Here is a 13,364-nt window from a genome sequence, read left to right on the forward strand (position 1 = left end):
AAGCCACTGATTTTCTCCGTCTATTCTTTATGCTTGTTCAGTAAATTTAAGCGTTCATGTAACCTGAACATTGAATTTTATTGAACATAATATAAGCTTATTTAGGAATTATCAGTTATTGTTCATTATATTTGATTGTTCATGTATCTTGAACAGATTAAAATTTTGAACATGAAAGAGCAAGATATACTTTTGCCCGCCTTGGAAAGACTAACAGAAATTGCCGGAGTTACAGCAAAAATCTTGAGCTATCCATCAGGTCGCGGAAGAAATTCTGATGCCATAATAGAACTTACCAAAGGGCAACAGACATCCATTCTGGAAGCAGATGTCAAGACCGAGGTCAGGACTGCAACGCTGGACAACATTATCTCAAGGCAGCAGCAGACCGACGGCAAGAGAATCCTTATTACAAAATATATTCCCTCGCCCATGAAAGGGGAACTGCGCAAGCAAAATATCTGTTATATTGAAACATCAGGGAACTGCTATATCGAAACCCGCAGCATGTTCGTTCTAATAAGCGACCAAAAAAGCACACAGCCAAAACATAATGAAGATACCAAATTATGGGCACCAGCAGGGCTAAAGTTTCTATTTGCAGTTCTTCAGGAGCCGGACATACTTAATACTTCTTACCGTAACATGGCATACGCATCTAGCGTAGCCCTGGGTAATGTAGGCAACTTTATCTCAGAGATGAAGCGCGACGGTTACATCATCATGGGGACACGTCTGGAACAGCCAATTTTATTACTTGACAACAAGACTGCCCTAATAGATAAATGGGCCGACATGTATAGAACAGTCCTAAGGCCAAAGCAGCTGGTCGGGAAATTTCGCTTCGCTAAAAAGGAAGATAGGGCAAATTGGCACGAATATACAGCTCAAAGCGGCGACATCCGCTGGGGAGGCGAAACTGCAGGGGCTATCCTAACTGGACACTTGGTGCCAGAAGTTTATACCATATACTCTAACAGTGACCGATTTGAACTAATGAGAAGGCTAAGACTGGTTCCATCTGCAACTGGTGATGTAGAAATCCTGAGGCCTTTTTGGAATGAGGATACCGCAGAGCCTGGTGATGGTACGGTTCCGCCGATGCTGGCCTATGCCGAACTGATCAGCAGCCTGGACAGCAGAAACAGGGAAATCGCATTAAGAATAAAGGAAAAATATGTCGGATAACCCTATACTTTTGCCACTGGTATCAGAAATGCTAAGTGAGATGAGCACCGTATGCGCAAAATTTGATATCGATTTTTATCTCGTGGGTGCAATTGCAAGAGATATCCATTTATCTGCCAACGAAGAACTTCTTTCAAAAAGAGGTACCAAGGATGTTGACCTTGCCATCACCATTAGCGATGAGGGGCAGTACAACCAGATAAAAAAAGCGCTGATAGGAACCGGGCTATTTGAAGGGCATGAAACAGAGGCCATAAAGCTGATTTATAAAAAGGGCGTGGAACTCGATCTTCTGCCATTTGGAGAAATTGAGGAAGCAAACAGAAATGTAAAATTGACCGACCCAACCTTTGTATTGAATATGCCGGGCTTTGCAGAAATTTATCCCTTTGTTGAGGATTATGATGTCGGAAACGGCCAGATGGTAAAGGTCTGTACCATAGAAGGTATCATCCTGCTAAAGCTGATTGCTAACGACGACCGTCCGGAGCGGACAAAGGACATTGCCGATATCGAACATCTAATCCAGAGTTATTTCGAACTGAACAATGATGATATCTATATGTCCCATTTTGAGCTGATGGAATTATATGATACCACCAACAATGACTATATCCAGCTGGTATGCTCACGGTTGATAGGAAGAAAAATAAATACCTTACTGGCAAACTCAGTTACGCTTGCCAACAGGGTTAAGGCAATATTATCAAAGCGTGAAACGGCAAGATGGCAGGCCATTCTAGACGGAATGAATGACAACTGGCTCTAAGATCAGAAAGATTTTTAAAGCCCTCAAATTTTGCCTATTTTCCGAAATATCCAAATATAGAAAAAATGACCTCTCAACCGTTATTATCCATGACCGTCTCCCTTCAGGAAAATTCCTGGAGCCCACTTTCGGGACAACTTAAGGTAGGAGAATGCCTTGAACTTATAAAAATAGGAACTTACAAGTCGGAGGTTGAGAATCTCAGAAGACATCTCAGTGAGGGAAATACCGATTACTATGATAGAGAGAAAAAAAGGCTTCCTGCGGTTACCTTTTCTGCAAGTTTCGAAAAGCAAAGGAACCGCGCTTCCATATCTGAGTATAACCGGTTACTTGTACTAGATTTTGATAAATTAACGGCTGATGGGATGATTGGCCTGAAATCCAGACTTCAAGCCGACCCTCATATTCTATCCTTTTGGGAATCACCATCCGGATCTGGATTGAAGGGGCTAATGTTTCTAGATTTTTCAGAAGACTTCCCCTAGAGGATGCAAACTTCAGGCACACTTACGCCTTTAGGAAAGTCCATACCTATTTTAAGGAAAAATACGATGTTGAATTGGATAAAAGCGGTAGTGACGTCACCCGTCTATGTTTTTTCTCCTTCGATCCCGACCTATTTATCCGGGAAGAAACAACACCTTTTTCCGTTTCTTATACCGATGGCGAAGCGGCGTTGGCCAGGCAGACACTAAGGACGGCGGTCTACTCTTATGCAGCCGAGCCAACAGCCAACCAGAAATTCAATCCATTGGGCAAGAACAGCCAGCTAAATAGGACTGAGGTGCAGGCGATCATTAGGTATCTCTCAAGAAGGGGACTTTCGATAACCTATAGTTTTCACAACTGGTACCAGGTATCTTATGCCATAGCCAACACATTCACCTACGAACTGGGGATGAAATATTTTCTCTCACTATCAAAACTTGATGGCAGGGACTATAACGAACGGGGCAGCCGAAATATGATCGATTACTGCTATGCAAATTCGATGGGAAAGTTTACTTTTGCAACCGTAGTCTTTTTTGCTAAGCAAAATGGCTATAAGAAAGAGAAAGAGGTACCTAAGGTGGAGGAAATGTTATGAAAATAGCAAAGTACCCCGCAAGTATTAACAGCCATTCTGTGCACGACAAAGTTGGGAGGAGCTCTAATAGTTCAGTATTTTCTAGTCAGGGACCACTTTCTTTTTCTTTATGCTAAATCTCAGCGATTATTCATCTGAAAAAAGCATACTTGATATGCTCTGCCGCCTGAGGGTAAAACTAGCTCACCGCAGGAACAAGGACCACCTTATTCATCTGCACACAAGCTCTAAAAAACACAATTACCATAGGACTTCCAGCACCAACAGTACCGAGCTGCTGACAAGCTTATTTCCTCCAAGAAAACAATGGAAATCGGTACTCCAGCGCAAAAGGATGAAAAACGGCATCCCGCGCAGCTCAACGGAAAAAACAATGCTCTCCTTGCAGGCGACTCTAAGGTTCTTTAGAGATACCCAGCCCGATGCTCCATTTCTGGGCAGGCTGGATGCCTTTATAAGGGAAGTTCAGGATGGCATTCATGGAGGCAACTATAAGATTGGCGCTCCAAAGATCATCCCAAAATTAAAAGAGGACAAGGCCAGTGATACAAAAATAAATATATGCAGGCCGATAGCCTCATTTGGACTGAAGGACAAATTAATACTAAGTATCACCAACAGGTATCTAACGGGCGTTTTTGACCCCTTCTTTATCGAACATTCCTTTGCCTTTAGGGCTAAACGCTTGATAAACGGAAAACTGATGTGCCCAACGCACCATGAACCCGTACAGGAAATCCTGGATTACAGGAAAAGATTTGAAGAAGGCAGCCTGCATGTGGCCGAATGTGACATGAAGAAATTCTTTGATACCGTTAGCCATACATTGATCAAGAAGATTTTTGCGCAGTTTTTTAATCGAAAGGGAATGGAAGATTACCAGGCCCAAGACCTGGCCGATGCAAAACGTATCCTTTACGACTATCTGGATTCTTACACCTTCAATAAAACTGTTCTGCCACTGAACCAAAAACAAGCGCACTTCGACAGGTTCCAGATTCCCAAAGGTGAATATGGATGGGTTGGGAAGGAACTGATTGCCAAGGATTACTACAAGCGCCTATCGAGCGCGAAAATTGGTATTCCGCAGGGCGGTGCACTATCGGGCTTGATAGCGAATGCCGTACTGCACGGCATAGACAAGAAGGTAAATGCCCTGCAGGATGGGAAGCTTCTCTACCTAAGGTTTTGCGATGACATGCTTATCATCCACCCTGAGCGGAACAAGTGCGAGCAGGCCTTCCAACGATATCTCTTGGGGCTAAAATCCAAAAAGCTGGTGGTGCATGATCCGGTGGAAACCCCTTATGCCACTGCCAAGAAATTCTGGTCGGAAAAATCAAAAAGTTGCTATAGCTGGGGAAATGAAAGCGGAATGGGCTCACCCTGGATTGGCTTCGTGGGGTATGAAATGCATTACCAGGGGCATATTAGGGTAAGAAAAAGCTCACTATTAAAAGAGATGAAAAAGCAGTTCCGCGTGGTGGGCGACCTGAAGCAGATCTTAAAGGATCCTCAATGCCGCAGTGGCAAGGGCTCCATCTACGAATCCGTTGCCAGCCGATTAATAGGCATGTCCGTGGGAAGGGTATCTCTTTGGAACTATAAGCAGATTCCAAATGAAATGTGCTGGGTAAGCGGCTACAAACTTTTGACCGACAATAAATACTCTCGCATACAGCTTAAGCGCTTAGACTCCAGCCGCAACCGGCTACTGCTCAAATTAAGATTGATGGTAGGAAAAATGGGCGCTGATGACAAGGATGATACAGACTCAGAAGAGCGATCAAGGATATCCGAACCTATATATCACGGCTTTCCTTTTAGTTATTACTATCAAGCACTAAAAGATAAATAGGATCAGGATATCTGACCGTTTGTATTTACCAAAAAGCCTAGTGTTTAAAATTTAATGACATGAATATGGAAGACAATGACGAGGAAAAGTTATGTTATAAGTGTGTAACTGACGAATATCTAAGCGAGGAAATAAGGATAGGTGGCATAAGCTGCATCTGCTCATATTGTAAGAAGAAGAGGCGATCTTACACCCTCTCTAAAATGGCAGATCGCGTTGAGGAAGCTTTTGAACAGCATTTTGAGCCCACCAATGACCAGCCCACAGAGGAAGAGTATTACAGGCAGCACTCGGATCCGGAATCCTCATACTGGTGGTACCGCGAGGGGGAAAGCCTGCCATTCCTATTGGAAGATATGGGCGGCATTCCAGAGCAGGCGGCAGAAGACATCCAGGCAATACTTCAATCCAGGTATGACAACCATGATAACGATTTCGAGGAACAGCGCTTCAGCAGCGAAGCCCTATATGAAATGAGAGGTGTCTCTGACCACTTATGGCAGCAGGATTGGGATGAGTTCGAACGTGTCGTGCAATCGGAATCCCGCTTTTTTAGCAGAAAGGTATATGATTACCTAACCAGGGTCTTCACTGGGCTTGAGAAATTTACCTCTTACAAGGCTGCTCCACTTATCCGCAAGGCAGGCGCATCAAAGGGCATAAAGGGGCTCTACAGGGCGAGGGTTTTTCAGGACCGGGATGAGATATTGTCAGTGATCAAGAGCCCCGACCAGCAGATTGGAACCCCATCTTCGAAATTTGCAAGGGGCGGAAGGATGAACGCACAAGGGGTTGCCGTCTTTTATGGTGCGACTAGCCACGAACTTGCGCTTGCAGAAGTAAGGCCACCGGTGGGCAGTAAAGTAGTTATCGGATATTTTGAAATATTAAGGCCACTAAGACTTCTTGATCTTACCGCTCTTCGCAATGCACGGGCTGAGGGAAGCATCTTCGATCCCCAATATGCACCACTTCGTGAAAAGGCATTGTTCCTCAGTCGCCTGGTAGACCGCATAGCTCTCCCCGTAATGCCTTCGCAGGAATCAAAGGATTACCTTTCCACCCAGATCATTGCCGACTTTTTAGCCGAGGCCAATGACCCTCCTTATGATGGGATTATCTTTTCTTCCACGCAGTCAAAAAAGGAAGGCGCCAATGTTGTGCTATTCCACCGCGCCGCAAGGGTTCAGCAGATAGACCTAGTGGAGGGCGCAACGATCACAGCACATTCAAGCGTATATGAACCTGCAGAGGGAGAATATGAAAGCTATAATGTCGTTGTTCAGCAGCCCGGGAAGCTGAAAAAAAAGGAGCCGATTAAAGATCACGTCTATCATCCAAGAATAGGATTTCTTCCCTCTCCTCGATGGCCAATTGTGGAGGATACCAGGGAAATTACGCTGAAGATCAGGGAAAATGATCTGCAGATATTTGAAATCAGCTCTCTGGAGGTTATAACGAAGGAAATACCTTACCAGCGAGCTACCGTAAAGGAGGAGTGTAAGATAAAAAAGCCTGAAATTTTGGATTTTTGATTTATTGTGGCGGCAATTTGTATAAACCTAGCTTGCACTAGAGTGCCTTTTTGCCGTATATTGGGCAAATCACTAAAATAAACTAACGCTAAATGTCCGCAACTAAATTAAACTCCTCGGCTGCCAAACATTTCCCAAGGTGGGATGTGATGTTAGATGAGCATTTCGACTGCCAGTACAACGGGCTTGACTGGGATGAAAAGGAACGTGAAAGGGTTTTCTTTCAGAGCAATGAACTTCTGATGTCGATTGCCGAGCATTTTTTCAGCCTTGGCAAATTCAAGGATAGCTGGGATAACTCAAAATGCTACATAAATGTCTATGGGCAAAACCTTCTATTGAAGTCGGAAAAGCTGGATACCATTTTCCACTGGGGACTGGATGAGCATTATTTTTATCTGGAGTGCCACATCATTTATGCGGAGAACCTGCGCTATATGAATGATGAATTTTATGAGCTTATATTAGCGCTTAAGGCTCTTGGGGATTTTGAGTTTTTTGAGGTGGGGCGCATAACTAAAGATGAACGGCCTTATTATGAAAACAAGACAAGTACTGTGTTTCAGCTGATCAGAAACTTTATGCTCTATCAGACCGAAAAGATGAACGGGAGCAATTATCAGCAGCCTCCATCTTTGGATCTCGGACAGTTCTGCCTGAAGTGGGATGCCCAGCGCATAGACTGGGAGGAATTGATAGAAAAGGCAAGCGCGGCCTTCAAGATAATGTACAACATAAATTACAAGCTCTGGAAGGTAAGCAATACCCCTAAAGCCAAATCCAGCATAGCAAGGTGACACGAGTAAATTATCGTCCATTCGATTGCATCCTGCTACCTGAATTTTTTATGGCGTTTCAATACCCTTCCCTTGCTGTCAAATTCCTCAGTTTCCTCCAAAGGCCTCTTCCTTAATATAAACTTATAGATAAGTGTAAGCGCAATACCGACATTGACAGATCCGCCGATGATGGCAACTATTTTGATGATTTGGTCATAGTCCATAGCTATCGCAATTTTTTATTGCGCTCCCTTTTATGGGCGTTGGACCGCCCTATTATACAAATAATCTTTGATATTGCAAAGGACAGGCAAATCTGGCCTTTGCAATGGCCATATCTGCATATACCGGACTTGTGCAGCGGTTGGGTTTCTGCCTCGCAATCTTTGTACATCATCCCTTTTCTATTTAATATTTCCATTTGATATTCATAAAAGACAAATTGGGCCGGCAACTACTGCAGGGCCAATTGTTAAAGGTAAAACACCCATTCCAATCGATAAACGACAAGTGGTTTTCGGCTCTTGCTCTGTGCAAAAATACATTCGATATCATCTGTTCTTTAGCCGGAGTATAGCCGTTTCACATCCTTTAAAAGAGCCGTCAGAAAAAAAAGCACCAAATGGTTTACGGGCATGGAAACTAAAATATTCAATGGCTATCAGTCTATCTTTTTGCGCAAAAAACGATTGTTTGCCATTGACTGCAAAGCTTGAAAAGATTACCTTGTGGCCTCTGAATTTCAATTTAAAAGCACGATGAAAGCCATTAGCCTCTCAGATCTATTCGGTCAAAAAATTTACAGGATTCCAGACTACCAGCGCGGCTACGCCTGGGAACATAAACAGCTTCGGGAGCTTTGGGAGGATATACTGGAGATTCCTGAAATTAATGGAGGCTTGCGACCGCATTATACCGGGACCATTTATGTAGAGGCTGCTCAACCAGAGGAAACCGAGCGATGGCTTACGGGCTTCACTTTCTATAACGTGGTAGATGGACAGCAACGGTTGACCACCATCAGCATTTTGCTTCAGGTACTGTTAAAATATGCGGGGGAAGGATATTGTAATGAGACAAGGGAGGACCTGGAGAAAGCATACATATTCAGATCCAACCGAAGTGGTGCCAGTAGGATTTACCGTTTCTGTTATTTCCAGTCAGATAAGAACTATGCCTATCTTCTAAATAAAATATTTGAGCATTCAGGTACTGTGTTTGATGAGAGCCAATTTAACCTATACAGCAAAAATCTATCCCAGGCCAAGGATTTTTTTGAGCAGCGAATAAAGCCACTTAGCAATCAAGATCGGGAAATTATCTTTTTGAAGGTAACTACAGCCTTAAAATTTGATTTCCGTGAAATTGAGCAGGATCTTGACGTTCAGGCCGTTTTCGAAACGATGAACAACAGAGGAAAACCTCTATCCACGCTCGAAAAGTTAAAGAACCGCCTAATGCACCTGACCGAAAAACTGGGATTGGTGGATGAAGACCGCAAGTCGCTAAGGAATGACGTGAACAGATCCTGGGGCATCATATACAACTGGCTGGCCAAAAATCCAGAACAGATCCTAGATGAGGACATCTTTCTATCTGCTCACCTATCATTGATCCGGACACCTAAAGATGCTGTTTTTTCTGAAAAACTTGCCGAGGAAAAGGTCTTTGAAATATTCTCCAACCGTGCCGAACAATATGACTCGGGAGAGGAAAATACCAAGGAAAGCCCGGTCAGTTATGAAAAAATTCAAGATTATATTTTGAAGCTTTCTGCATTTGCTCCAAAATGGTACGAAATACATAACTCTAGGCATCCGATGATAAATAAGGTCCTACTTTTAAATGGTGGAAAGGAAATGAAGATTTTCCTCACTCAACTAAAATCATTTGAATGGGAACCGGGAAATCTGGATCTGGCATTGGACAGGCTCGAGCGCATCATTTTCCGTAATCGGATTCAGGGGCTTGGGGTAATTGATGAGCGTTCCTTCGCTACCTGGGCAAGGGATATCTATAATGACAACCTATCAGCAGAGCTTGTCATGGCCCGTTTGAACGAGCACTTGGACATTCCAGTTTTGACGGCAAATATGGTGAACTACTTTAATGGGTTATATGGCTACGAGCGCGGACCAAAGGGTTTCCACCGCTGGGGTGCACTAAAATATTTTTTGTTCGAATATGAGGAACACCTTAAATATCATTATAAAGAAACTAATGATAAGGTAAATCTTTCGGATTTTGATTCTACGACCATTGAACATATTATTCCCCAGGAATATGAAGCCAACTGGCAACAGCAGGTAAGCTCTGTTTTTGAAAACCTGACCGAAGAGCATGCCTATCATGGAACAAAGGTATTGTTGCATACCCTAGGTAATCTTACTATCCTTAAAAACGGGAAAAACTCATCTCTTGGTAACAGGAGTTGGTCAGATAAAAGGGAACGTTTCCAAACCGGATCCTATAATGAAATTGATGTAGCCATAAATGAAGGCTGGGATAGGGAAACCATTAGTAAAAGGGGAAAGGATATGTTAACATTTATGACCACAAAGATCAAGGGCCTTATCCTTCAAAGCTCCGATATCGAAAACATCCTATTCTCGAACCCTTCAATCTGCAGCGCAATCAGGGATGGCAAAAAGTATGAGCCGCCAGATAGAAGAGAAAATGCCATCATCCAAGATTAAACCTATGCCAAACCGCTTCATTAAGTTAATGGCGACTATAAATGTTATTTGGAAAGTATTCGAATTAAGTATAAACGATGGCAGCTTACGTGTTTACATGACTCAATTTCAAATTCCAAATGCTCTCCATACGCCCTTTGTCTCCAAATCAAAGCACTTTTCTATCTCGTCTACTGTCGCTTTGTATGGGCTCGTGAAATCCTTTTTCATTTCCATATAGCCAAAAAGTGACCTTTTGGAGAGAAGGTAGGTTATCGGCCCTCCGTTCTCATCATAAAGCTTTTCAAGCCCCTTTTTACTGCGATGATAACCGCTGAGCCATTCTGCAAAAAGTGTAGGATTACGCCTGAGGGGGCCAAAATACTTGATCAGAAAATCTACGTGGACTACCGTGAGCGGTTTGATGGTTTGGAAGCTGCCTTTCAGGTGCTGGCACCTTTGTTGAAACCCTTCATTTAAATAGTGGTTCACCCCCGCGATATTCATATGGTGCTCCGAGCAGATGATAACGGGATAGATGTTCATTTTTGCAGAGCGTTTGATGCCGAGCTTGTCCCTAAGTTCACTATCGGGTTCTGAAAGATGGCCGAGCTGTCTGATGATCTGACCTGCCCCTTTGTCCTTTGTCCCATTTCCCTTATCCGAAAGGAACCGCTTGTCCAAAAAATCTCTGGTAAATGCTTTGTAGTCCAAATTTTCGAAGGTATTGGGATGCAGATCGTTCATCTTCACCTCAAAAACGAAAACATCACAGCTCGAGGCTCTGACAATAAAATCTTGATACTTTTCCGTGGAGATGAGCTGTTGGTTCTTTTTATGGAAGATTTCACGGAGAAGGCTTCCGGTAAGATATTTTTCAAAGAATTCCAGTGCGACGTAGGCCTTAAAATTTTCGTAGGTTTTAAACTTGGACCGCAATTTTACAGAGCTGTGGCGATAGAAAGAATACAGGAAGCCGTTTTCAAGTGCATACTGGAAATAGTTGTAGTCCAAGACGAGGATCTTTTCGGGTGTCAGGAACAGAAAAGGCTTGGTGACCACATCCATATTGAGCGAAACCTTTTCCTTACCAGCCAATTCCATAGGGTCTGCCCCAAATTCCCTTATCAGCTTTTCTGGCCAATGATGTGCAAGATCCAACATATGGTTGCCCCAGTTTTGGGGATGTATGGCCGAGGCCAGTACAGCGAGGAAGAACTTGGCAAATGTCCAGGGGTTTTCAATCTTCATCTTCTCACAGTACATATCCGCTTCTTCCCGTAGCAGTTCGTCACTATCAAGAAATTTGCTCAGGAAGAGGAACCTTCCAAATGTATCAACTTTCATTACCCCCTTTGCCCTCAGATATCCCTGTTGCATCGTTTCCATCATGAATATGCCTTCCAGTGATTCTAGTACGATTCCCCTTGGCCTTCCGTAATAAAGATCGTTATAGACCAAAATGGTCTTGAACAGGTTACGGGCAAACTCTAAAGGCTCGATCGGAGCCGGTGTTTCGATTATATTAAAGTTCTTGAGCAGATTCATAATCAGCAAGCCAATAGGACCTTCGGCAAACCATCGTCTCTCATCCGTAAATAGCGGGTGAAATTCCGTGACCTGCTCGAAACCTGGGACGTCGCAAAAAACTGCTTCCCTGAGTATCTTTGGATCGATCATCCGGTTATCCATTTGCTGGAAGAGTATAGCATTGATCTTGGAGAGCCTCATCAGTAATGTATCCGTTGAATAGCCCGATACAAAAGAAAGGGTGTCTTTGGGGATAGGCTCTCGATAGGCCTCGGCATAACCAGTTACATGTAGAAATTGCATAAAGTTCGGTTTTTTGCTGGTTTCCCAAATTTCCTTTTTAGATGTGAACATTCCAAATTCCCGAAATTCGATATTGCTAAGAGCACGTAACGAACCTTGTAAATTCCAATAATCTAGTTTTTTTATTTCATTGCGATATTTAGCCGTTATATAGTTGAAACAAATGTTCCAACATTATGAAATCAGCTTATCTATACGTCCGTGTAAGCACTGATGAACAAAAAAGAAGGGGCTATTCTCTGCCCGAACAGGAAGATCGATTGATCAAATACTGTGAATCGAACAATATCTGCGTAAAGGGTGTCTACCGGGAGGACTTCTCCGCCAAAGACTTCAACCGACCAGAATGGAAGAAGCTAGTTTCCGAATTGAGAAAGGGCAGGGGAAAGGAAGAAAATAATATCTTTTTCATCAAGTGGGACAGGTTCAGCCGTAATATCCAGTATGCGTATGAAATGCTGGGCATTCTCAGAAAGCTCAATGTTTCAGCAATGGCCATCGATCAGCAGATAGACCTTTCCGTTCCCGAGAGCTCGGTGATGTTGGCCATCTACCTCTCAGTCCCAGAGGCGGAAAACACGAGACGTGCGATGAATACCTTAAATGGAATCAGAAAGGCCAAGGAGATGGGTAGGTATCCCAATAAAGCTCCTGTGGGATATGTGAACACGGCATCATTGGATGGCCGCAAGATCATATTGCCAAAACAGCCGGAAAGCGGGATTATAAGATGGGTTTTCCGTCAGCTTGCGAAGAATATCTATAAGATTGGGCACTTAAGCGAGATGGCGGTGAACAAAGGCCTGAGAAGTACACGCTCAAATTTTTCCAAACTTATCCGTAACCCAGTTTACTGTGGCCTGATTCCGCTTAAGCTAGGAAATGGGGAGATTGTTATGATAAAAGGAATACACGAGCCACTGATACCCGAAGCCCTTTTTTACGAGGTGCAGGATGTCATCAATACCAAAAGAAAGGTCAGTACGATAAGGACCGATTTCAGGTCCACTTTTTTTCTTACGGGTTTTCTGGTCTGTCCGCTATGCGGCAAGAGGCTTACGGGAAGTTTTTCCCAAGGCAATACTCGAAAATATGCCTATTATCATTGCCGCAAGGGGTGTAGGGCAAGGGTAAGGGCGGATAAGCTAAATGACAGCTACAGGGACCAGCTCCAGAAATTACAGTTATCAGAAATGGTAGGTGATCTGTTCGTCGCCATTCTTGCAGACTGGAATGTTGATACGCAAAAGACGGGATTTCTTTACGAAAGACAAGCACTTCGGCGTCAGTTAGTCGAGCAGGAGACAATGCTATCCAGAGCGAGGAAACTGTTTGTGGAGAACATATTGAAATACGACGACTATAGCGAAATGAAAAATGAATTTCGGAGGATTACTGGGGTTATAAAGAAGGAGCTTTGTGACGTTGCCATCAAACTAAAGACAATCGAAGAGCAACGGCGGCTTGGCTTCCGGAATTCGATAGATGTATTTCGGGGCTTTGATAATCTCGATACAGCGGATAAAAAGCAATTGGTCAGCTTTTTTCCTCCAGTTGGAATAGACTTGAATAAAAGCGAGGTGTCTTTAGGCCATGATGTTGCGCTTTCGAAGGTAGTGGTTTATAAATAGTATAAT

At 43.4% G+C, this 13,364-nt stretch carries 10 protein-coding genes; 9 read left to right on the plus strand and 1 reads right to left on the minus strand.

Features of this window, described 5'->3' with window-relative positions:
- The first annotated feature begins 171 nt into the window (after window positions 1–171).
- The 8 genes from H9L23_RS00490 (at window position 172) to H9L23_RS00525 (ending at window position 9,915) form a co-directional block, all read left to right on the plus strand.
- Complete coding sequence (locus tag H9L23_RS00490) at window positions 172–1,188, plus strand: type IV toxin-antitoxin system AbiEi family antitoxin (RefSeq protein ID WP_187593138.1); 1,017 nt, start codon at window positions 172–174, stop codon at window positions 1,186–1,188.
- Window positions 1,178–1,957, plus strand: a complete 780-nt coding sequence (locus H9L23_RS00495; RefSeq protein ID WP_187593139.1) for a nucleotidyl transferase AbiEii/AbiGii toxin family protein — start codon at window positions 1,178–1,180, stop codon at window positions 1,955–1,957. The genes H9L23_RS00490 and H9L23_RS00495 overlap by 11 nt, the downstream gene beginning before the upstream one ends.
- A gap of 89 nt (window positions 1,958–2,046) precedes the next feature.
- Window positions 2,047–2,445 (plus strand): BT4734/BF3469 family protein, encoded by a 399-nt coding sequence (locus H9L23_RS26990; protein WP_394355249.1) that lies wholly within the window; start codon window positions 2,047–2,049, stop codon window positions 2,443–2,445.
- Window positions 2,376–3,047: a BT4734/BF3469 family protein gene (locus H9L23_RS00505; RefSeq protein ID WP_187593141.1), complete on the plus strand. Its 672-nt coding sequence runs from the start codon at window positions 2,376–2,378 to the stop codon at window positions 3,045–3,047. The genes H9L23_RS26990 and H9L23_RS00505 overlap by 70 nt, the downstream gene beginning before the upstream one ends.
- Window positions 3,048–3,381: 334 nt before the next feature.
- On the plus strand, window positions 3,382–4,905 hold the full coding sequence (locus H9L23_RS00510) for a reverse transcriptase domain-containing protein (RefSeq protein ID WP_187593142.1): 1,524 nt from the start codon (window positions 3,382–3,384) through the stop codon (window positions 4,903–4,905).
- Between the two features lie 59 nt (window positions 4,906–4,964).
- Window positions 4,965–6,440: an RES domain-containing protein gene (locus tag H9L23_RS00515; RefSeq protein WP_187593143.1), complete on the plus strand. Its 1,476-nt coding sequence runs from the start codon at window positions 4,965–4,967 to the stop codon at window positions 6,438–6,440.
- A gap of 92 nt (window positions 6,441–6,532) precedes the next feature.
- A complete protein-coding gene (locus H9L23_RS00520; RefSeq protein WP_187593144.1) occupies window positions 6,533–7,237 on the plus strand; it encodes a hypothetical protein in 705 nt (234 codons plus the stop codon).
- 740 nt (window positions 7,238–7,977) lie between these two features.
- Entirely contained in the window at window positions 7,978–9,915 is a 1,938-nt protein-coding gene (locus tag H9L23_RS00525) for a DUF262 domain-containing protein (RefSeq protein WP_187593145.1), read from the plus strand.
- A 108-nt stretch (window positions 9,916–10,023) separates the two neighbouring features.
- On the opposite strand, the gene H9L23_RS00530 is transcribed toward H9L23_RS00525, so the two are convergent.
- A complete protein-coding gene (locus tag H9L23_RS00530; RefSeq protein ID WP_187593146.1) occupies window positions 10,024–11,727 on the minus strand; it encodes a hypothetical protein in 1,704 nt (567 codons plus the stop codon).
- A gap of 176 nt (window positions 11,728–11,903) precedes the next feature.
- On the opposite strand from H9L23_RS00530, the gene H9L23_RS00535 reads away from it, so the two are divergent.
- Window positions 11,904–13,358, plus strand: a complete 1,455-nt coding sequence (locus tag H9L23_RS00535; RefSeq protein WP_187593147.1) for a recombinase family protein — start codon at window positions 11,904–11,906, stop codon at window positions 13,356–13,358.
- Window positions 13,359–13,364: the final 6 nt, after the last annotated feature.

The organism is Pedobacter roseus (assembly GCF_014395225.1).
GTDB lineage: Bacteria > Bacteroidota > Bacteroidia > Sphingobacteriales > Sphingobacteriaceae > Pedobacter > Pedobacter roseus.

What these genes read in the sequence shown, in the direction of transcription:
- H9L23_RS00520 (WP_187593144.1), top strand. Translation starts at nt 6,533, where the DNA reads ATGTCCGCAACTAAATTAAACTCCTCGGCTGCCAAACATTTCCCAAGG.
- H9L23_RS00525 (WP_187593145.1), top strand. Translation starts at nt 7,978, where the DNA reads ATGAAAGCCATTAGCCTCTCAGATCTATTCGGTCAAAAAATTTACAGG.
- H9L23_RS00515 (WP_187593143.1), top strand. Translation starts at nt 4,965, where the DNA reads ATGAATATGGAAGACAATGACGAGGAAAAGTTATGTTATAAGTGTGTA.
- H9L23_RS00510 (WP_187593142.1), top strand. Translation starts at nt 3,382, where the DNA reads ATGAAAAACGGCATCCCGCGCAGCTCAACGGAAAAAACAATGCTCTCC.
- H9L23_RS00495 (WP_187593139.1), top strand. Translation starts at nt 1,178, where the DNA reads ATGTCGGATAACCCTATACTTTTGCCACTGGTATCAGAAATGCTAAGT.
- H9L23_RS00535 (WP_187593147.1), top strand. Translation starts at nt 11,904, where the DNA reads ATGAAATCAGCTTATCTATACGTCCGTGTAAGCACTGATGAACAAAAA.
- H9L23_RS26990 (WP_394355249.1), top strand. Translation starts at nt 2,047, where the DNA reads ATGACCGTCTCCCTTCAGGAAAATTCCTGGAGCCCACTTTCGGGACAA.
- H9L23_RS00530 (WP_187593146.1), bottom strand. Translation starts at nt 11,727, where the DNA reads ATGCAATTTCTACATGTAACTGGTTATGCCGAGGCCTATCGAGAGCCT.
- H9L23_RS00490 (WP_187593138.1), top strand. Translation starts at nt 172, where the DNA reads ATGAAAGAGCAAGATATACTTTTGCCCGCCTTGGAAAGACTAACAGAA.